The sequence below is a fragment of the Sporosarcina sp. P13 genome, from assembly GCF_002743055.1.
GTDB lineage: Bacteria > Bacillota > Bacilli > Bacillales_A > Planococcaceae > Sporosarcina.
The window spans coordinates 1-21,154 of record NZ_PDYM01000040.1; the positions used below are offsets into that span (position 1 = coordinate 1).

Below are 21,154 nucleotides of genomic sequence, written 5' to 3' on the forward strand. Positions count from 1 at the left end.
CTTTCTTTACCTTCAACATATCGTTTAATAGCTTGAATCTTTTCTTCCACATCTATTTTCCCCACTTAAACCACATCCTTTTCATTTTAAATGTGTCCAAGTTTTGGGGTGCAGTTCAAACGCGTCCGCCTGGAACGAAGCGATAACGGTATACCTCCACTTCCCGCTCTTAACTAAGTAACTGACTATCCAACCACTTATCACTCAAAATAAGTCTTGTAATACCCGCCGACTTTACCGGAATTGTCCACGACGAAAATGAACTCTTCCGTTTCATTCTTCACATCATACGACTTCCCTGGTGTCAGCATCTGATTCACCACATACTTCTTCGCATCTGCATGCGCACAAGTCACCGTCTTCAATGTCGGTGCATCTAACCAATTTAAATAAGACATAAACACACTCTCTCCTTTCACTTGATAGAACAAAGCGACCCGCGTAACTGCGGGTCGCTTCTTTTGTATAAATTAAGAACCTAGTAGAAGGTCTTCAGGGTTTTCAATCAACTCTTTAACCATCTTCAAGAATCCTACAGAATCTTTTCCATCAATTACACGGTGATCGTAAGAAAGTGCTACATACATCATCGGACGAATTTCGATGTTGTCGCCAACAGCTACCGGACGTTTTTGGATAGTATGCATACCTAGAATACCTACTTGTGTACCGTTTAGGATTGGAGTAGACAATAGTGAACCGAATACCCCACCGTTTGTAATTGTGAATGAACCGCCTGTCATATCAGCAATTGTCAACTTGTTGTCGCGTGCTTTTTTAGCAAGCTCACCAATTGAAGCTTCGATTTCAGCGAAGTTTTTACGGTCTGCATCTACTACGTTAGGGACAACTAGTCCACCGTCAGTAGAAACTGCGATTCCGATATCAAAGTAGTTTTTCAACAAGATTTCATCGCCATCAATTTCAGCGTTAACGTATGGATATTTCTTCAATGCTGCAACGACTGCTTTCGTGAAGAATGACATGAAACCTAGACGTACATCGTTTTGCTCAAAGAACTGGTCTTTTTTGCGTGAACGAAGTGCCATAACGTTTGTCATATCAATTTCGTTGAACGTTGTAAGCATTGCTGTAGATTGTTTAACTTCAAGCAAACGCTTAGCGATTGTTTGACGACGGCGAGTCATTTTCTCGCGCGTGATACGTCCGTCTTCTTTCGCTGGAGCTGGTGCTGCTGCTGCTGGAGCCGCTGGTTGTGCTTTTGGTGCGTTTGTATGAGCAGATACGTCTTGAGCGCGTACACGACCCATTGGATCAACAGGTGATACGTCAGCAAGATTAATACCTTTTTCGCGTGCTAACTTGCGTGCTGCTGGACTTGCAATCGTACGATCAGCTGAAGTTGTTTCTTCAACTGCCGCCGCTGCTGGAGCTGCTGCTGGAGCCGCTTCTTGTGCCGGTGCGGCTTGTGGAGCTTGTTGTGCCGGTGCACCTGAACCTTCGCCTACAATCGCGATCACTTGGCCAACTTCAACTGTGTCGCCTTCCGCTGCCAATAACTCAGATAGAACACCTGCTTCTTCTGAAATGACTTCGACGTTCACTTTATCTGTTTCCAATTCAACGATGAATTCACCTTTATCCACGTTTTCACCGGGTTGTTTCAACCATTTTGCAATTGTGCCTTCTGTAATCGATTCTGCTAGTTCAGGTACTCTGATCTCTGCCACAATAAATTCCTCCTCGTAGGTATACCGCTTATCACGGATTAGCTACTATTTGTTTAAGTAGTTTGTAGTATTGTAAAGCGTCCTTACTTGTTATATCACTTTTTCAATGCTTCTTCAATGATTCGATTTTGCTCTTTTTTATGGGAAGCTCCGTCACCTTCAGATGGGCTTGAACGTTTAATACGACCTACGTATGAAATGTCCTTACCTTCTGCTACTTGCTCAAGGTACGGATAAGCGAATGACCATGTACCCATGTTCTTTGGCTCTTCTTGAACCCATACTAAATCTTTTACTTTCGGGAAGCGCGCAAGAATCTCTTTGATCTTATCTGTTGGGAATGGATAAAGCTGCTCTACACGAATGACGTGCAAGTAGTCGAATCCTTTACCGTCTTTAATCTGTTCTGCTAGGTCGATTGCCATCTTCCCGCTTGCGAACAAGATTTTCTTCACTTTTTCAGGCTTCAGACCCGTTCCAGGTTGCTCCAGAACAGTTTTGAAGTGTCCTTCTGTTAAATCTTCTACGTCTGCTCCAACCAATGGGTGACGCAATAAAGATTTAGGTGTTGCGATGACTAACGGACGCTCTGCTTCGCTTCCAAGAATCTTGGATTGACGACGCAATACGTGGAAGTAGTTAGCTGCACTAGAAATGTTCGCAACTGTCCAGTTGTTCTCTCCACATAGTTGCAAGTAACGCTCGATACGACAGCTAGAGTGTTCCGGTCCTTGTCCTTCAAATGCGTGTGGCAAGAGTAAGACTAAACCTGATTGCTGACCCCACTTAGAGAAACTTGATGATACGAACTGGTCAAACATAACTTGCGCCATGTTTGAGAAGTCTCCATACTGTGCTTCCCAGATGGACATCGTCTTGTCTTCTTCTAAGTTATAACCGAATTCATAGCCAACAATTCCCGCTTCAGATAATGGGCTGTTATACGCTACGAATGAAGCTTTAGAGCCACCGATATGATGCAACGGTACAAATTCTTCACCGGTTTTTTCATCATGTAACACTAAGTGACGATGTGCGAATGTACCGCGTTGGATATCTTGTCCAGACATACGGATTGGCTTACCATCTTGTAAAATTGAACCGAATGCTAGTTGCTCTGCGTGAGCCCAATCGATTTTGCCTTTTCCATTGAATGGATCTTGACGTCTATTTAAGATTTTTCCCAATTTATTGAAGACCGTGAAGTCAGAAGGGTATGTTAACAATTCTTCATTCATTTTACGTAGACGGTCTTCTGATACACCTGTTTCAAGGTCGCGTGGCAATCCAGCCAATACGCCTTCTGGTGTTGCGTTAGACAATTCCGGTGCATCGACCGATTCTTCCTTCACGCGATCATACGCTGCTTGCATTTCTGCAAATACCGACTTGTCCAGTTGCGTCACATCTTCATCTGTCATTAACTGTTGCTCAACTAAACGCTGTGCATAGAGTTGACGGACCGTTTTGTGCTTATGGATTACGTGATACATCACTGGATTCGTCACGAGTGGCTCGTCCATTTCGTTATGTCCGTAACGACGGTAACCGATCAAGTCGATCAATACGTCTTTACCGAATTGCTGACGGTATTCAAACGCCAATTGTGCAACTGCTAGAACTTCTTCTGGGTGATCTGCATTCACGTGGAATACAGGCACTTCAAAGCCTTTTGCAGGATCTGATGCATAGTGTGTAGAGCGAGAATCATAGTATTCCGTTGTAAAGCCAATCGTATTATTAGCGATTACGTGAATCGATCCACCTGTTTGGAAACCGCGAACACGGCTATAGTTGAATGATTCCGGAACGATACCTTGTCCAGGGAACGCCGCATCACCGTGTACAAGCACTGCAAACGCAGCATTTGTATCTTGTTGTGGAATACCTGGGTGATCCGTGTTTTCTTGAGCAGCTCTTGTCTGCCCTGTAATCACAGGATTTACTACTTCCAAGTGAGATGGGTTATACGCTAGGAAGCGATTTAGACCAGTTTCTCCCTTGTAAAGAGCACCCATATGGTATTTCACGTCGCCGAACCAACCGCGTGTCACTTCTAGTGAACCGTCTTTAGGTAAGAACGGTGTAGCAGGTACACCCGCGAATTCAGCAAACATCATTTCATATGGTTTGTTTAAGTTATGTGTCAACACGTTCAAACGTCCGCGATGTGCCATGCCGATAAGCATTTTTTGCACTTTCGCTTCTTCAGAGCGGCGAACCAATTCATCAATCAAGACGACGAGTGTGTCCACACCTTCGATAGAGAAGCGCTTTGCACCAACGAATGTACGGTGAATAAATTTCTCAAAACCTTCAATTTTTGTTAAACGCTCAAGAAGTTGTTTTTTATCTTCTTCTTGTAAGCTTGGCTGTACGTCGCCATTTTCAATTTTAGATTGAATCCAGTTACGTTCAGTTTCGTCAATCAAGTGAGAAAATTCATAAGCGATTGAACCTGTGTATAAAGATTTTAAGTAGTTCATTGCGTCTAAACCATTTTCCACTGTTGCCGGAACGTTTTTCAAGAACAAAGTTGCTGGCAATCCGACCAGATCGCTTTCTGTCAGCCCATGATAGGACAGTTCCAGACGTGATGTATCCTTTGGTCGATCGTTTAATGGATAAATGTCTGCTGCTAGATGCCCGTACGAGCGAATCGCTTCCAATAAAGAATAGACAGCAAGCACTTTGCGTAAATCGGTTTGAGAACCGTGCGCGATATCTGCTTCTTGTCCCGACTCATCGATCTGAGGCGCACCAAAATTCCTGAATAGCTCAGCTAAATCAGGATCTACCGCATCTGAATCTGTTTTAAACAGATCGTACATTTCCATTACATACCCAAGGTTTGGACCCGAAAAATTAGCATACGGGGAACGATGGGAATCCACATTGTTCGACATGTAATATGACCTCCACATTGCCAATTGGCTTGTTGTGTTTATTTTCTGTACTTCTATACAATAATAGCATGCAAAACCTAGAACTGAAAGGGATTAATTCGAAGTTGTGAACTTTTCTGCAAAGTAAATGAAAAAAAGCTCGAATATCGGAAAAACTCCTTGACTACCACGCTCTATGTTTGCTTTTTATTTCTGGAACGACAAAATCATTTCTGCCATTTTCTCAGGCGTTTTCGGTTCTGTCGTCTTTTCAATATTCGACAGCAGTCGACTTTTTTCCTTCACCAGATGATGAAAATGTTCTTTCATTGATAAATCGCTTAACTGTTCTTCTTCCACTTGCAAGGCTAACCCTTTAGAAGCGAAATAGGAAGCATTCAAAAGTTGATCGCCACGACTCTTTGAAGCAGCGAGCGGAACGAGTAACATCGGCTTATGGATCGCAAGCAATTCAAAGATCGCATTAGAACCTGCACGTGATATGGCGTAATCGGAAGCCGCCAGCAAATCAGGTAATTCAGTCGTGACATATTCAAACTGTACATAACCGTCCACCCCATCTAACTGCTTTTCCGCATTCCCTTTGCCGCATAAATGAATAATTTGATAGTCTTCAAGTATATCAGACAATGTCCCACGTACCGCATCGTTTAATACAGCTGAACCTTGACTACCACCCATGATGATAAAAATCGGCTTGTCGTTCGTTAAACCAGTCAGTTGTAAACCGCGTTCTTTACTCCCTGTAAACAGTTCAGGACGAATAATCGGACCTGTACACGTAGACTTAGCCGAAGGAACATAGTCTAATGTCTGTTCGAACACCGTGAAAATCTGGGACGAAAACGGCAATGCTAGTTTATTTGCGAGTCCAGGTGTGACATCCGACTCATGTACGACCACTGGCACATTCGCAAGTTTAGCCGCCATCACGACAGGAACCGAAACGAATCCCCCTTTAGAAAAGACGATTTCCGGTTTGAGCTTTCGTAAAATCGAAAGAGCTTGAAGCGTCCCTGCACCTACGCGGAACGGGTCACTAAAGTTCTTCATGGAGAAATAACGACGCAACTTCCCGCTTTGTATTGCGTGATAAACGACTTCCGGATGCCCGTCTCCTATTAACTCCCGTTCAATGCCTTCTTTCGATCCAATATAATGTACACGATAGCCTCTTTCCAAAAAAACAGGGATTAACGCTTGATTGACAGATACGTGTCCTGCCGTCCCGCCACCTGTTAAGACGATTACCGGTTGTTTCATACTATCCATCCTTCCTTAAGGGCTTATGTAAGATGATTCTCGCTAACCTTTTCATGTTACAATAGCTACAGAAAACAAAAGCTATAATGAAAGAGGAAATGAAAACCATGACAACTGCAACGAACACATTACAGCGAAAAAGCTCGATATTCATTAAAATTATGATTCCTATCTTAATTACGCAAGTCGCCCTCTACTTGATGTCGTTTTTCGATATCCTCATGACTGGACGTTACGACACCTACCATCTAGCGGGTGTCACCATAGGTAGTTCGTTTTGGATTCCTGTCTATACAGGGCTCTCCGGAATTCTGATGGGGCTCACCCCTATTATCGCACAGCAAATCGGCGCAAGAAATAAAACCAACGTCCGACCTACTGTTCAGCAAGCATTATACGTATCTCTCGCACTTTCGGCAATCATTTTTATCCTCATTAAGTGGGTCGTGCTACCAGCGATTACGAAAATGCCGTTAGATGATCAAGTCGTGATCGTCGCTTCGAGCTATTTAACCGGTATGAGTATCGGCTTAGTACCGTTAATGGCCTATACGGTGTTACGATCCTTTTTCGATGCGCTCGGGGCAACGCGTGTTTCGATGTTTATTATTTTATTGTCTGCGCCTATTAATATTGCCTTAAACTATCTGTTAATCTTCGGAAACTTCGGCTTTCCTGAATTGGGAGGTGCCGGTGCAGGGTATGCGTCCGGCTTTACGTATTGGCTCGTATTTTTCATTTCGGTGTGTATTGCTTGGCTCTCTAGGCACTTTAAAGAATTTGCGTTGTTTAGCGACTGGCAGCGTGTGTCGTTTAGTAGATGGAAAGAGATTCTCCTGGTCGGGATTCCGATTGGTCTTTCGATTTTCGTAGAGACGAGTATTTTCTCTGTCGTCACGCTGCTGATGAGTAGCTATAGCGCACAAGTCATTTCTGCACACCAAATCGCTTTGAACTTTACGTCGTTACTCTATATGGTACCGTTAAGCGTCTCGATGGGAACGACAATCTTAGTTGGGCAATCGATTGGCGCAGGCCGTCCAAAAGATGCGAAAGAGTACACGAGGCTAGGCATTGGCTTTGCGGTTGCGTTCAGTTTCTTATCCATATTCATCTTGCTCGTATTTCGTGAAGCCATTGCTTCTATGTATACGCCAGACACCGCCATTATTGCACTCGCCATGCACTTCTTTATCTATGCGGCACTCTTCCAGTTATCAGACGCCGTACAAGCACCGATTCAAGGCGCATTGCGTGGCTATAAGGACGTCACAATGACATTCTTCGTCGGTCTAGTCTCCTTCTGGATTATCGGTCTTCCGGTCGGCTTCGCACTCGCCCGCTTTACTGAGTTAGCTGCGTACGGTTACTGGATCGGCTTAATCGTCGGGTTAACCATCGGTGCGGTTATACTATCACTACGTCTACGTTTCATTCAAAACAAACAAGTCCCGCCACACGCTTAATAAAACGATCGATGGTATGTACTCCATCGATCGTTTTTGCTGATTAACAAAGTTACTAGAGAAAGAGTAGGCATACCGTTACTCTGCGTTCCAGGCGGACGCGTTCCGTGGGGTCCGCCCGAAACGCAGCGAAACGGTATCCTTCCCACTTACGTTGTACACAAGCATAAAAAAACGGTTGATGGAATATAACCCATCAACCGTTTTTTGATTTACTTCTGAATAAATTGTTGTGTCCAGTAGTGGCCGTTTGCATCATACCCAATACCGATATGTGTAAAGCCAGGTGTTAAGATATTCTGTCTATGTCCTGCAGAGTTCATCCATGCAGTCACGACCTCTTGTGCGTTACGCTGACCCATCGCGATATTCTCTGCCGCTTGACGGTACGTAACCCCATTGCTCTTCATTTGATCAAATGGTGAACCGTATGTTGGGCTCGTGTGAGAGAAATAACGATTCTTCGCCATGTCTGCTGATTTTTGTTTCGCTGATCTTTGTAATGCTGCGTCAATTTGTAGTGGCTTGAGCCCTGCTTTTGTTCGCTCTGCATTCGTTAAATCTAGTACCGCTTGTTCAATAGCTGAGACATTTGAAGTCTGTTGATTTTCAGTAGTCGGCTTTTCTGGTGTACTAGGTTTCTCTACCGGCTTACTAGGTTGCTCGGGCGTTGGTGCTGGTGCTGGAGCCGGTGTTGGTGTTGGTGTTGGTGTTGGTGTTGGTGTTGGTGTTGGTGTTGGTGTTGTCGGTTGTGGTGCTGGTTGCGTCGGACGTACGGGCTTCTGCTGTCCATAGTGATATCCATAGTACCGGCCAAAATAGTACGTGTAAACGTCATGTTTTTGTACATTCCACGTATACGTCTGTTGTTGCGGTTGAGTGTGATTGGTTGTGCTTGCCTCCACGGAATGGTTAGGCAAAAATAGTGCTGAGCTTAATAAGATGAGTGATAACGGTTTTTTCATCTTGTTCCCTCCTTCTCTACGCAACCAATCATACCGTCCGAGTTTAGGAGAAATCTTAACGAAATTTACCAGTCCTTCCAATCCACTCTAGAATCCTATGAAAAGAGAGTCCCAGCTTCGCCTGAATTAGCAATATTCCCCTTCCATGAAGACTATTGCCAATAGAAAGCTATTGACAACTAGTTTTCAGGCACATAGTCAATTGCTTGCAGCTGCTCTCCAATGATGACGAGCGTAGACGGAATTTGAATATATTCTGGAATCCATTGAACCATCCCATACGCATATTGGAATAAATGAGCGTAACGAGATCCTTCTAATTGAATATAGCCTTTCATCCGGTAAATCGTATCAGGGAGAGAACGCACCCATTCTTCAAAAAGCTCTTGGTTGATCGGCTGATCAAACGTCAGCACCTTAGACGCAATAGGTAACCCACTACCCGTACGTACCGCATGTGACGGTGCAGAAGTCGCGTTAATCATCTTCTCTATATAGCTAAAGTCCACTTTCGCCTGCACTGTCTGGACGAGTGGCGCATAACTATTGAACTGCGACACTTGCATCGTTACAGACGCTAACTCATTATCTGATAGTAAATCCGTTTTATTGAGCACCATGAAATGTGCGTGGCGGATTTGCTCTAGGAATAAGGCAAGCATCCGTGGTGAGAGCTTCTCACGGTCAATCCAGCGCTTGGCATCGACAACGGTGATAATTCCCTTCACATCTAACTGCGAAGCGAATAAAGGCGAGTAGACTGCATCTAACGCTTCCACTGGATGAGCGGCACCCGTTGTTTCAATAAATAGCACATCCACATCGGGATAATCCGCCAGCAAGCCTTGTAGCTGAGCTTCTGTAGATTCCGCACCCGTGCAGCAAATACAGCCATTCAGTAATTCCTTTAACGGGACTTCCCCCGCATCCTCTACAATTTTACTATCTACATTCATTTCACCAAATTCATTCATTAAAACAGCGGGGAGTCTCCCGGATTTCTTCACTTGCTCAATTAATTGCACAAGTCCAGACGTTTTACCGCTCCCTAAAAAGCCACTAAGTAAATATACATCGATCATTGTAATCATCCCTTCTATAAAAGACACGCGCCCAAGCTTGTGCTAGGACGCGTGCCGTTAGTCTTATGAGTTAATTTCTTTCTCAACAATCTCTTTCGCTTTCAATAGCTGTGGATCGTCGTTTTTCAACTTATCGCGTAATTTTCGCATTAAGCCTACTGTCGTATCCCCCGTAAGTACACCGGTCTGATCGATCTGTAAGTCTTTCTGCAACGTTTTAACCGCTGCTACGGTACTGTCATCATACAGGCCGTCTACTTCTCCTGGGTCATAACCCACTGCCTTTAACATCTCTTCAGCAGCTTGTACGCTAGGTGACACGAGTCCTTCGTCCATTTCTTCAGATGAATCAAGGAAAGGGAGTGACGCGTACGACGGATACGGTACGTTGACATCTGGTTCGATGCCTTTTTTGTGGATCTAGTTGCCGTCTGGTGTTAACCATTTCGCTGTCGTTAGCTTTAAGTTCGAACCATCCGGTAATTGAGTCGGTGATTGTACCGTCCCTTTACCAAATGTCTTCACGCCGACAATCGGAATGCCTGCAGACTCTTTTAATGCACCTGCTAAAATCTCAGAAGCGGAAGCACTGCCATCATCTACGATCAATGCTACAGGAACGGTTACTTTCTGACCGCCAGACGCTGGGTAAAGTTCTGGCGACTTGCCTTTTTCCTGTGTTTGGAATAACGTCTTACCTTCTTCAACAAATAGATTAGAAATATCGATTGCACCTGTTAAGATTCCACCCGGATTTTGACGCACATCAATCAATACGCCTTGCATTCCTTTGTCAGACATCTCGTTTAATGCTTCGAGCAATTCTTCATACGTGTGTTCTGAGAATGACGTAATGTTAATATGTGCGATACTGTCCTCTAGCATTTCTGCATAGACCGTATGAATCGGAATCACGTCACGTTTGATTTTCACATCAAATGGTTCTTGACGATCTCCTCGTCGGATAGACAACGTAACCGTCGATCCCTTTTCTCCGCGTATTAATAGTACAGCTTCAGATGAAGACATCCCTTGTATGCTTTTACCGTCTACAGAGAGAATCGTATCATTCGGTAGCAAGCCAACTTTTTCAGCAGGCGAGTTTTTGATAGGAGAGACGATGCTAATATAGCCGTTAGACTCTTGAATCTCTGCACCGATTCCTTCAAAGCTAGAAGAAATACTTTCATTCAACTGTTTGGCTTCTTTAACATTTAGATAATCGGAATAAGGGTCGCCTAATGCGTCAACCATTCCGTTGATTGCGCCGTCTAGGACGACTTGATCATCGACATCATCAAAATACGTTTGTTTCAGTTGATCATATGCCTCGAAAAGTTTTGTGAATTCTTTCCGTTCATTACCCACTTGCTGGGGTTTGACGACTTCTACGACTTTTTCATCACCGACCGTCAGTGCGAAGAATGTAACTGCTGCTGTCGCCAGCACAAGGGCAAAGATAAGCATGATCAACGAAAACGGTTTGATGCGGATGTATCGAGAGGTCGGTTTCTTTTCCGGCTCCAACTCACCGTTTGACTCGTTTTCGTTCATCGGTTTCCCCACTTTCTTAATTCCATGAAAAGACCGCTGCCAAGAGCGGTCTTCGTTCATAGGTTCTCTATTTGGTGATGTTATTCAGCGATAGCTGCTTCAAGCGCGACTTCAATCATATCATTGAATGTCGTTTGACGTTCTTCAGGCGTTGTAATCTCGCCTGTAAGGATGTGGTCACTGACTGTCAGTACAGCTAATGCTTGACGACCGAATTTCGCTGCCAGTGTGTACAGTGCCGCTGCTTCCATTTCAACTGCCAATACACCATGATTTGCAAGCTTTTCGTGCTGTGCGTTTTCATTATAAAAGAAATCTTCCGTGTAGACATTACCTACTTGTAAGTTCAAACCTTTTTCTTTCCCTGCGTTGAACGCTTTTAACAATAAGTCGAAGTTCGCAAGTGGAGCGAAACGAATCGGTCCGAAATGCACATCGTTCAAACAAGAGTTTGTTGTCGCGCCCTGTGCCAAAATAACGTCACGTACTTTCACGTCTTTCTGGATTGCGCCACATGTCCCGACACGAATGAGTTTTTGAACATCATATTCTTGCATCAATTCTGTAGTATAAATCGAGATGGATGGAACCCCCATCCCCGTACCTTGTACAGAAATACGCTTTCCTTTGTATGTCCCTGTATAGCCGAACATATTTCGTACGGAATTATACTGGATGACATCTTCTAAAAATGTCTCCGCAATATACTTCGCACGTAATGGATCTCCTGGTAAAAGAATCGTATCGGCAATTTCGCCTTTTTTCGCATCAATATGTATGCTCATTAGTTGTCAGCCTCATTTCATGAATTTGTTTTTATCATACAGTGAATAATGGCGAGATGCAATGAAGACCTCGCCCGTTACATACTACATAGATCCGCATAGATTGCGTACAGCTCGTCAAAGGTTGTAGAACGCAAATCGTCGTCCGCCTGATCTTCTATATAGCGTGACAACGAATCAAAATCCTCTTCATTCTTTGGGAAACTAGCATCGCGGAACATCTTCTCAGCAAATAAAGCCTTCACATCATCTCTACCGCCGCCACGATACCGAAGCGCAAAATGGTAAAAGGATCGATCCATCGCTGTCACCTTCCTTCACTCAAATAGCCCGGCATACTCACCGTAGCCTTCTTTTTCTAAATCCGCGAGCGGCACAAAACGCAATGCAGCCGAGTTAATGCAATAACGTAAGCCGCCCGTCTCTTGTGGTCCGTCCGGGAAAACATGTCCTAAATGGGAATCTGCCGTCTTACTGCGGACTTCCGTACGGCGCATACCGAATTTCGTATCAACATGCTCTGTTACTTCCGTTGATTCCACCGGCTTAGAGAAGCTTGGCCAGCCGCAACCCGCGTTAAACTTATCACGGGAACTAAATAACGGTTTACCTGACACGATATCAACGTAGAGACCTTCTTCATAATGCGCGTCAAACTCATTGCGAAACGGTGGCTCTGTTCCGCTTTCTTGCGTCACATGATACTGCATTTCCGTCAAACGACTTTTCAACTCTTCTTTCATGAACGATCCCCCCAATGCTCTTCGATGAATCCAGCCCGGCCTGATCCGACCGAATAGCGTGCATAATGACCAGGATTCTTTTGATAATATTGTTGGTGGTACTCTTCGGCTGCATAAAAAGGATGCGCGGGTAAAATATCCGTCACAATCGGTGAAGTAAACTTGCCACTCGCTTGTAATGCATTTTTCGATTGTTGGGCTTCTTGATGTTGCTGCGGAGAATGCGTATAGATCGCTGTCTTATACGACTCGCCACGATCATGGAACTGTCCACCTGCATCTGTAGGATCAATCACTTGCCAGAAAATATTCAATAACTCGTTATACGAAATGACTTCATCATCAAATTCGATTTTAACTGCTTCACGATGTCCTGTAGTATTCGTGCACACTTCCTCGTATGTTGGATTGACTGTATGTCCTCCTGTATAGCCGCTAGTTACTGAGCGTACACCCTCATACAGATCGAACGGCTTGACCATACACCAGAAGCAGCCACCCGCAAATGTTGCATATTGTGTAGCCATGTGTGTCCTCCTTAGTTTTTCGGTATCAACACTTCCAATATAATCTCATCTTGCGCTAAATTCACTTCTTTTGCTTTCACTTGCACGTCACCCGAGAGCGGTAAATCCCGCAAATCGATGAAAATTTCCTCTTCTTTCGGACGTACAATCATCCAAGAAGGCAACTCCACCGAATTTTTCATTAATTTTAAGACAGTAGAAGGCGGAATCGTCAAATGCCCTAATTCCATAGACGATTGTTTCAAGATTAAGTTTCCATCTTCCTGCACAATCGGATCAAAATGCATTGCAAGCGGCAGCGTATACGAGAACACTGTCAGTTCCGATGTTAATAACACGTCATCTCCCATAGATAGCTCCATAGGTAATGTCCCTTTCACCGCTTTACGAATATACGTGTTGGCAATGCCTTCTAAATTTTTCTTCGTTGTATTGAGCGCTAACGTATAGCCTTCCTCTTGTATAGCTGGTGATTCGGGTAGAGGAGGTGAAGCAGTTGTGCCGCTAATTAATAAAATTAGTGCTACGAGCGCAGCCGCCACGAGTCCCGCTAAACTAAAGAATGCAACTTTCCAAAACCTCATATTTTCGTTCACTCCACTTCCAGCGTAACCGCCGGACAACTTTTAATCTCTTCTACAAAGCGTTCCTCCATCTGATCATAGCCTTTACTGTTTGGATGAAAGAAGTCTGTGTGATATACCAAATTTGTATTCGAATGAAATAAATCTTCTACAGGCACAAAACAAGCCGTCCCGTCTCGTTGCGCACGTTCTTCTAGCGAACGGTTCCAATCTTCTATAATCTCGTCAAATTCTTGCACTTCATCAGTCAGTACAGAGAATGGATTATACAGTCCCGCCACAATAATCGGTGCGCTCGGATTATAAAGCCGTAAAATTTCAAACAGCTCATCCATGCGACCTTCAAATTTACCGAGTTCCTTATAAAAATCTGAAAGTTTCATTTTCATGAAGTTCCCCTTCACAACTTTCATTAAGTCATTGCCGCCAATCGTAAAGACAATATAATCCGCCTGTACAATCGCTTCCTGGACGTTCGGGTCTTCTAGTTGCTCTAATAACTGATCGCTTCGGCGTCCGCGTTTGGCTAAATTGATAGCTTCCACGTCCATAACGCCTTTCCATTGCTCCATATCTGTTGTCAAGCGTCCGAAATAACCGCCTTCTTTTCGTTCATCCCCGACTCCCTGTGTCAATGAATCCCCTAAACCGAGCACATTTATGCGCTGTGGGATAAAGTTTTCTGGTATGGAAAAAGGTTCGAAGAGAACGGGTTCACGTTCTAACAAAGTCGTTTTCGTTTCTTTTTGGCTAAATGGGGCTTGGCACCCTGATAGGAACAATGAGAAGACGAACAACAGCACTATCACTCTTCTCATCTGTCTATCTCCCCTTTAATCGTAGATTGGTCACTCCGTATAATACATAAAACCAATGGCGCCTTCCCCTGTATGGGTACTGACAATCGGTGTCGTAAAGGAAAGCTTCACGGGAATGCCCATTTCCTCAATCTTCTTCTTTAGCGGTTCAGCCATCGCAAGGCCGTTTGCATGCGCAATTCCGACACTACGAATGACTTTCCCTGCTGTCTCTTTTTTAAACTCGTTTAGTAAGTATGTGACCACTTGCTTATGGCTACGCACTTTCGCGACTGGCGTATAGACTCCGTCCTGTAAAGTCGCGATCGGCTTTATATTCATAAGTGACCCGAACATGGCCTTGCCTTTCCCGATGCGTCCACCTTTTACTAAGTTATCAAGCACGTCAACTACGACAAAAAGCGATGAACGCTTACGTACGCTATCTAGTTCATTGACAATCTCTTCTACCGTCTTGCCTTCTTCTACTAGACGACACGCTTCAAGCACTTGGAACGTTAAGGCGTGCGAAATATACATCGAATCAATGACCGTGACGTTCGCTGAAGAAGCCTGTGCTGCTGCTTCCGCAGATTTCACTGTACCGCTCATACCACCCGTCATATGTATGGAGATGATAGGATCACCGTTCGCGCCAAGTTCATCATAAAGTGTCTGGAACACACCGACAGCTGGCTGTGAGCTTTTCGGTAGCTCTTTAGATTCCCGCATGAGGTCGAGGAAATGTTCAGGCGACAAATCGACGCCGTCTGTATAGGACGCGCCGTTGATTTGTAACGTCAACGGCACGACATGTATGTTGTGTTGTTCAATGAGTTCATCCGTTAATGCCGCGGTAGAATCCGTGACAATGTGAATCTTCTTCATAGATCATGCTCTCCTTCGCGCACTGCAATTTGCGATTTTTTGTTGGGTTTTTGCTTGCACAGGCAACTATTCGTCATCAACGGCAGCGAAGCCATGTGTTTTTAGCGACTCCCTGTATGTTTACGAAGGGCGCACTTCTTTTTTATCCCAAATTTGATACGTATACGTTGTCTGATCGTCTGCAACTTGTTTCTCCGACTCACTCGTTAATTCCCAACCCGTGTCATACGCTGGGAAAAACGTATCGCCTGGATAGCGTTTGTCGATGACCGTAATATACAAACGATCCGCCAGTTCTAGCGCCAGTTCAAAAATCTGTGCGCCTCCGATAATCATTACTTCTTCAGCGTAAGTCTCCGCAAGTTTCACCGCAGCATCCAGATCATGCACTACCGTAATCCCTTCTGCTTGGTAGTCCGCGTTACGTGTAATGATAATATTCAAGCGGCCGGGTAATGGACGACCAATCGAGTCAAACGTCTTGCGTCCCATCACGATCGCTTTACCCATCGTTAGCTTTTTGAAATAAGCAAGCTCTGCTGGGATATGCCAAGGCATTTCGTTATTTACACCGATGACTCGATCTAGATCATGTGCTACTAATAATGAAATCAATATATGTTCCTCCTTAGACTGCAATCGGTGCTTTAATGCCCGGGTGTGGGTCATAGCCTTCGATAGTCAAATCTTCCATTTCTATTTCGAAAATAGATTGTTTTTCTGGATTAATGCGTAATGTAGGCAAGTCACGTACTTCACGCGATAATTGCTCTTTTACTTGATCGATATGATTTAAATATATATGGGCATCGCCAATCGTATGGATGAACTCTCCTACTTCTAAGCCACATTCCGCCGCAATCAAATGCGTCAGTAATGCGTAAGAAGGGATATTGAAGTTCACGCCTAAAAACGAATCGCCACTGCGCTGGTAGAGCTGACACGAAAGCTTGCCATTCGCTACATACAGCTGGAACATCGCGTGACACGGTGGCAATGCAGCTTTACTGCCTTTTGCACCGGCATTGACGACATCTTCCGGATTCCATGCATTGACAATGATTCGGCGCGAGTCAGGATTGTTTTTAATCATATCAATCGCATCTTGCAGCTGATCGATTTCATTGCCTTCGGAGTCTGTCCAGTGACGCCATTGCTTGCCATAAACGTTCCCAAGATCTCCGTACTTCTCCGCAAATGCATCGTCTTCTAGAACGCGTTTACAAAACATTTCCAATTCTGCCTGATATACTTCATTAAATTCTGCGTCCACTAAACAGCGATTACCAAAGTCCGTCATATCTGGACCCGTATACTCGTCAGACTCGACCCAGCGTTTAAATGCCCACTCATCCCAAATATGGTTATTGTGCTGCAGTAAATAGCGGATATTCGTATCGCCTTTAATAAACCATAATAACTCACTTGCAATTAAGCGGAACGGTGTACGTTTCGTCGTAAACAACGGAAATCCTTTCGCTAAATCAAAGCGCATTTGATAGCCGAATACACTAATCGTACCCGTCCCTGTTCGATCTTCTTTCTTCACACCAGTATCTAAAATATGTTGCAAAAAATCTAGATACGTCTGTTCCAATTCATTTCGCATATCAATTTACCTCCAAAGTAGTTCACTTCATACAGTATAGCTGAAAAATCCTATTAATCGCTAGGAATTCAAACTACCATTTTGCCTGCAAATGAATTTTTTCTGGATAGCCGCTCCAAATATAAAAAGCAGATTCCGATACATAGCCTTTGCTTTGCAAAACAGCTTGCACATTTTCCTTCAACCCGTCTTGTTCTGCAATTTCCAAGACGATATCCATCGTTTGTCGATGGCAATGTCCAACATCTGGCGGTAGTTTCTTCACTTTTTCCGCATACTCTTCAACTGGTGTTTTATTGTGTACGTTTTTCGTTACACTCCACGTCGTTAACTTCTTTGTCGAAGTCACAATTTCAGAGAAGATATTCGCATTGATTACACGCATCCATGCATCGGTTAAGTCATAGCAACTATGCTTACCCTCGATTACTTCAGATATATAGTAAAGAAACCGTTGAATCAACAACGCATTCTCCCTGACATCTACTGGTATGAGTGTCCCTAACACTGCCAGCGCGCCGGCATCTAAAAATGCATCATTAATCGTATAATTCCCTTTGCCTTTCGCCGCCACATGGCACGCACTTAAAATCACAATAGGCGGTACACGTAACGCGCGGTTTGGTATCCATATGCTATCTCCTACAGACAATCCCGCGACTCCTTCATCACTATACGTACCGTGCGCAGAAATGACTAACATATCTATGTCTGTTCGACTTGTGATAAATGCCTCGAGATCCTCTATCGATTCCGCCACTTCATAAAAGATAGAAATGTGGTTATTCTCCTTATGCTGTTGTCTCACAACCGCCCAAGCTAGATCAGATAACGCTCGTATTTTATCCGTCTTCGCAAGGCATTCAATGACCATTACCTTACATCCTCTGCCACGTCCGATGTAGTATTCATCTACTTGAGGCAGTCCATACCTAAACGTCGACGTTACTGGCGTCAATGGACGGTAAGTGATGGGGATCATATTGCATAACGGATCGGTATACCCTGGGAGAATCGCCAAGCCTACCGGAAAGTCTGTAAAAGCGATTAGCTTGGATGAGGCACGAATAAATTCACCTAAGTCCACTTGACCAAAACAAGCAGCAAGTTCTTTTCCAAACTTCCTTTGCATTCTGTTTATGTATCGACTATTCGGTTTCGTTGCGAAAATATGCTGTTCTAATTCGGCAAGCGCGTGGAATACTTCTGGAGACAACACATCGCCTTCCAACCAAACACCACCGAGTGAGATGGCTCGTTGTACACCGAAAAACTCGATTAAGACTTTTTCTTCAGGACGAATGTTTGGATCAGTATACGTCGTTTGATAACTTTTTCGAGATTTCGGACCGCCCGGAAGTGTCATAACTAATGAAGATGGCATGAATCTATAGTTTTTACGTATCGTATCCTGCACCGATTTAGCATCCAGTTCATTCACTTGATTGCCCAGTTGATGATATAGATCTGCAACCATCAATGTCTTTTTTTGTGCCAGTACTCTTGCTATTGGTGAATATTCTTCTGTCTCCAGTATGGATAGCAAAGTGTCTATCTCACCATACTGCGCGCCTAAGAAAATATTCGGAAGCGCTGAGCGAGCCTTCCCTTGATGCAAGATCGGATGAATTTTTAGAAATTCTTTATTGATTCCATAGGTTTTTACAAGCTTCCTCGTTTCTTCCTGAATAGCGTACCAATGAGCAGAAAGTGATCTAGACGATAACTCTTGAATGGTCAGTACCCCTAACATAGAAGGCATCGCAGCGTCTAAATGAATCGTAGACTCATAGCAAGAGTTTTCGGTTATGTATAAAGTTGGGGGAAAACGTTCCAATAAACGTTTGTTTTCAGCATTCATCTGATCAGAAATCAAAAAAATCTGATGCTGTTGAATTCCGTCACCTACTGAATTCAACACATCTGGTGACTGAATCAAGTCAAATGTATGTCTAGGAAGATGTAAACAATACCAAAGCGCCTCAGCTACATCTTCCAACACCGGACTGCAAAGATGAAAGCTTGGTCGATCCTCTCTCGGTTGTTCACTGTCATACACGATAAAATAATTATGTAAAAACTTCTCTCGAAATACTTCAGCGTTTAGCACCTCGGTATTTCCACAACATTTCTTGTACTTCTTCCCACTACCACACAGGCAACGGTCATTTCTTCCAGTAGTCATCGTTCATCTCCTCTCTTCAAGTACTATTCTATAGCTAGTATACCAAAGACGTTTGACGATTTCGGCACAAAAAACACACTCCGAAACGGCTGCGTACGAAAGCCATTACGGTCGTGTGTTTTTGGAGCGTCATGTATGGACATTTTATAGTTCTTAGTTCGCTTCATTGTAAATCATAGGAATCATTCCAAAAACCATGCCAATAAAATATGAACACAAGAAATCATGATCGCTATCGCTAATAATCCTAAATGAATAGCTCGCAAAGATTTCACTTTTCTCTTTTTCGCGTATGATGAACCGACGAAACCGCCAATCACCGCCACAAGAAGCGCAACCGTACCTATCCATTCAACCATACCAAACTCACCAGCCGTCCAGAACAATAACGCACCGTGCCCTGCAACTACGAAGAAAATTGCAATCCCAATCGGCATATGTAATTTTTTCAAGCTTGTGAGAAGGGATCTGGATACTTTCTTTAGATCTTTTCTACTTCGCATGACAGCAGGCAGCAGCTTTTTTGCAGGGTAAAGCGCAAGAGGAACCGCTGCTAATGCAACTGCCACCCATCCCAATAATTCTCCAATCTCTTCAGCAAGTAGAAGTACCATCGCTACATTCATAAAAAGTGCCCCCCCTTTTACGATCCATTGTAGAAATCGATCGTTCGAACAGATCATATGACCGCGCTATTACACCTCGTAACCGCGCCAACAGCTCACGTAACCGAGCAATTACACCTCACAACCGCGCCAATACTTCCCTTAACCGCGCTATTACACCTCGTAACCGCGCCAACACTTCACATAACCGCGCTATTACACCCCGCGGCCGCGCCAACACTTCCCTTAACCGCGCTATTACACCCCGCAACCGCGCCAACACTTCCCTTAACCGCGCTATTGCCCCCTCCCATATCTATGGTAATGGCAGATGTCCTGTAATTGTTTACTATTAGTACTTTTTGTTTGAAATAATCAATAACAATTACGATAACGTCGAGATTCTTCTCGACATATTCTTTATTCTTTGTAGTTATCTTAAGTTCTTTGGTTATTGGCCTATGCAAATTCGCCAGGTCCAGCTGTGTATTTTTCCCCTCATCACCTAGGCAAGACTACCGCCCTATCACTGCAAGTTGCACCGCTATCAATTCTTTACAAGGCTATTTTGTAGAAGGATCACTTTTTTTATTCGAACTAGAGTGTTTGTCCAATCGCCTCATGTACCTTTTCATATAATAAGAGTAAGGCCGGCCGGCATACAAAGTTGAAAGGAGGTTAGGAGATATGTGTTTTGATAATAATAGAAGGGGAAATCGAGTAGAGTGTGGTTGTAAATGCCGGGAAGTAAGATCAGATCGCGATAATAGAAATCAATTTGACCGTGACTTTAATCATCGCGATAATAAGAATCAATTTGACCGTGACTTTAATCATCGCGATAATAGGAATCGCTGTGACCGTGACTTCAATCATCGCGATAATAAGAATCGCTGTGACCGCGACTTTATTTTTAGAGATTGGTTCGGATGTCAATGTAGAAGATCTAACCGCAGAAGATGTAATTTTTTCTGGTAAATGTATAAAGATTTTAAAAGGAGAGGCGATTACTCGAAATTGAGTAATTGCCTTGTTGTGATTTGAAGTGGTTAAGTAAGGCAATTGTAATAGGTACAGGGCTTTTAAGGAATTCGGAATTATGTTGGAAACTGGTACCCGGCAATGATTTTCACTTATTGCATATAAATTTAGGGGCACCTGTACACCAAGCTTTTATGAATACTTAAACAGTCACGTTTTTAATGGGCATTTACCATATTCAAAATGTGATTATCTACCACAGTCGGTTAATAGGCTAGATACAACGATTTCATGACGTGGCGACAAAATACCTCGCCCATTATTTGAGTTGATTTCAAATCCTAAATATCGTCAAGCATAAAAGTGAGAATGGCTCTATAAGCAAAATGATAGTAGAAAGCTGCTTATTGTCAATTAATGAAACGTATCGGTCATGAAGAACGTATCAATGATATTAAACTAAAGGATCAAATAATAGAATCATTCCATCGGTCAAAACTTTATTGTAACAAAAAAAGATAGG

At 43.7% G+C, this 21,154-nt stretch carries 19 protein-coding genes and 2 pseudogenes; 2 read left to right on the forward strand and 19 right to left on the reverse strand.

Annotated features, from left to right (window positions below):
- Positions 1-200: 200 nt before the first annotated feature.
- The 4 genes from CSV79_RS14160 to CSV79_RS14175 all read right to left on the reverse strand — a co-directional run bounded on the left by CSV79_RS14160 (position 201) and on the right by CSV79_RS14175 (position 5,860).
- The gene (locus CSV79_RS14160; RefSeq protein WP_099689699.1) at positions 201-398 is read right to left on the reverse strand and encodes a DUF6501 family protein; all 198 of its coding nucleotides are present in this window, start codon (positions 396-398) and stop codon (positions 201-203) included.
- A gap of 72 nt (positions 399-470) precedes the next feature.
- A complete protein-coding gene (odhB, locus tag CSV79_RS14165; RefSeq protein WP_099689700.1) occupies positions 471-1,691 on the reverse strand; it encodes a 2-oxoglutarate dehydrogenase complex dihydrolipoyllysine-residue succinyltransferase in 1,221 nt (406 codons plus the stop codon).
- 95 nt (positions 1,692-1,786) lie between these two features.
- Entirely contained in the window at positions 1,787-4,597 is a 2,811-nt protein-coding gene (locus CSV79_RS14170) for a 2-oxoglutarate dehydrogenase E1 component (protein ID WP_099689701.1), read from the reverse strand.
- Between the two features lie 186 nt (positions 4,598-4,783).
- The gene (locus CSV79_RS14175) at positions 4,784-5,860 is read right to left on the reverse strand and encodes an undecaprenyldiphospho-muramoylpentapeptide beta-N-acetylglucosaminyltransferase (protein WP_099689702.1); all 1,077 of its coding nucleotides are present in this window, start codon (positions 5,858-5,860) and stop codon (positions 4,784-4,786) included.
- A gap of 98 nt (positions 5,861-5,958) precedes the next feature.
- Between CSV79_RS14175 and CSV79_RS14180 the strand changes: the two genes are divergently transcribed.
- On the forward strand, positions 5,959-7,326 hold the full coding sequence (locus tag CSV79_RS14180; RefSeq protein ID WP_233201461.1) for an MATE family efflux transporter: 1,368 nt from the start codon (positions 5,959-5,961) through the stop codon (positions 7,324-7,326).
- Between the two features lie 212 nt (positions 7,327-7,538).
- Here CSV79_RS14180 and CSV79_RS14185 read toward each other — a convergent pair whose 3' ends face one another.
- From CSV79_RS14185 to CSV79_RS14260, 15 genes and pseudogenes are all read right to left on the reverse strand, one after another.
- Positions 7,539-8,291 (reverse strand): CAP domain-containing protein, encoded by a 753-nt coding sequence (locus CSV79_RS14185; RefSeq protein WP_099689704.1) that lies wholly within the window; start codon positions 8,289-8,291, stop codon positions 7,539-7,541.
- A 179-nt stretch (positions 8,292-8,470) separates the two neighbouring features.
- Positions 8,471-9,373, reverse strand: coding sequence for a CobW family GTP-binding protein (locus CSV79_RS14190; protein ID WP_099689705.1), 903 nt, complete (start codon positions 9,371-9,373; stop codon positions 8,471-8,473).
- A 63-nt stretch (positions 9,374-9,436) separates the two neighbouring features.
- Positions 9,437-10,927 (reverse strand): annotated as a pseudogene (locus CSV79_RS14195) (lmo1851 family serine protease).
- An 80-nt stretch (positions 10,928-11,007) separates the two neighbouring features.
- Positions 11,008-11,712 (reverse strand): purine-nucleoside phosphorylase, encoded by a 705-nt coding sequence (deoD, locus tag CSV79_RS14200; RefSeq protein WP_099689706.1) that lies wholly within the window; start codon positions 11,710-11,712, stop codon positions 11,008-11,010.
- 77 nt (positions 11,713-11,789) lie between these two features.
- Entirely contained in the window at positions 11,790-12,014 is a 225-nt protein-coding gene (locus CSV79_RS14205; protein ID WP_099689707.1) for a YozE family protein, read from the reverse strand.
- Between the two features lie 15 nt (positions 12,015-12,029).
- Complete coding sequence (gene msrB, locus CSV79_RS14210) at positions 12,030-12,455, reverse strand: peptide-methionine (R)-S-oxide reductase MsrB (RefSeq protein WP_099689708.1); 426 nt, start codon at positions 12,453-12,455, stop codon at positions 12,030-12,032.
- Positions 12,452-12,982 carry a peptide-methionine (S)-S-oxide reductase MsrA gene (gene msrA / locus CSV79_RS14215; protein ID WP_099689709.1) on the reverse strand — a complete coding sequence of 177 codons (531 nt, stop codon included), beginning with the start codon at positions 12,980-12,982 and terminating at the stop codon, positions 12,452-12,454. The genes msrB and msrA overlap by 4 nt, the downstream gene beginning before the upstream one ends.
- A gap of 11 nt (positions 12,983-12,993) precedes the next feature.
- The gene (locus CSV79_RS14220; RefSeq protein ID WP_099689710.1) at positions 12,994-13,566 is read right to left on the reverse strand and encodes a YpmS family protein; all 573 of its coding nucleotides are present in this window, start codon (positions 13,564-13,566) and stop codon (positions 12,994-12,996) included.
- Positions 13,567-13,574: 8 nt separating this feature from the next.
- Complete coding sequence (locus CSV79_RS14225; RefSeq protein WP_099689711.1) at positions 13,575-14,384, reverse strand: SGNH/GDSL hydrolase family protein; 810 nt, start codon at positions 14,382-14,384, stop codon at positions 13,575-13,577.
- 30 nt (positions 14,385-14,414) lie between these two features.
- Positions 14,415-15,251 (reverse strand): DegV family protein, encoded by an 837-nt coding sequence (locus CSV79_RS14230; RefSeq protein WP_099689712.1) that lies wholly within the window; start codon positions 15,249-15,251, stop codon positions 14,415-14,417.
- A 120-nt stretch (positions 15,252-15,371) separates the two neighbouring features.
- On the reverse strand, positions 15,372-15,866 hold the full coding sequence (locus tag CSV79_RS14235; RefSeq protein ID WP_099689713.1) for a dihydrofolate reductase: 495 nt from the start codon (positions 15,864-15,866) through the stop codon (positions 15,372-15,374).
- Between the two features lie 13 nt (positions 15,867-15,879).
- Complete coding sequence (locus CSV79_RS14240; RefSeq protein WP_099689714.1) at positions 15,880-16,860, reverse strand: thymidylate synthase; 981 nt, start codon at positions 16,858-16,860, stop codon at positions 15,880-15,882.
- 73 nt (positions 16,861-16,933) lie between these two features.
- A complete protein-coding gene (locus CSV79_RS17175; RefSeq protein ID WP_099689715.1) occupies positions 16,934-19,045 on the reverse strand; it encodes an SEC-C metal-binding domain-containing protein in 2,112 nt (703 codons plus the stop codon).
- Positions 19,046-19,227: 182 nt separating this feature from the next.
- The gene (locus CSV79_RS14250; RefSeq protein WP_099689716.1) at positions 19,228-19,671 is read right to left on the reverse strand and encodes a hypothetical protein; all 444 of its coding nucleotides are present in this window, start codon (positions 19,669-19,671) and stop codon (positions 19,228-19,230) included.
- A gap of 732 nt (positions 19,672-20,403) precedes the next feature.
- Positions 20,404-20,586: a hypothetical protein gene (locus CSV79_RS14260; RefSeq protein ID WP_099689718.1), complete on the reverse strand. Its 183-nt coding sequence runs from the start codon at positions 20,584-20,586 to the stop codon at positions 20,404-20,406.
- 269 nt (positions 20,587-20,855) lie between these two features.
- Between CSV79_RS14260 and CSV79_RS14265 the strand changes: the two are divergent.
- Positions 20,856-21,068, forward strand: a pseudogene (locus CSV79_RS14265) (IS1595 family transposase); the annotation flags it as partial.
- Between the last annotated feature and the right edge of the window lie 86 nt (positions 21,069-21,154).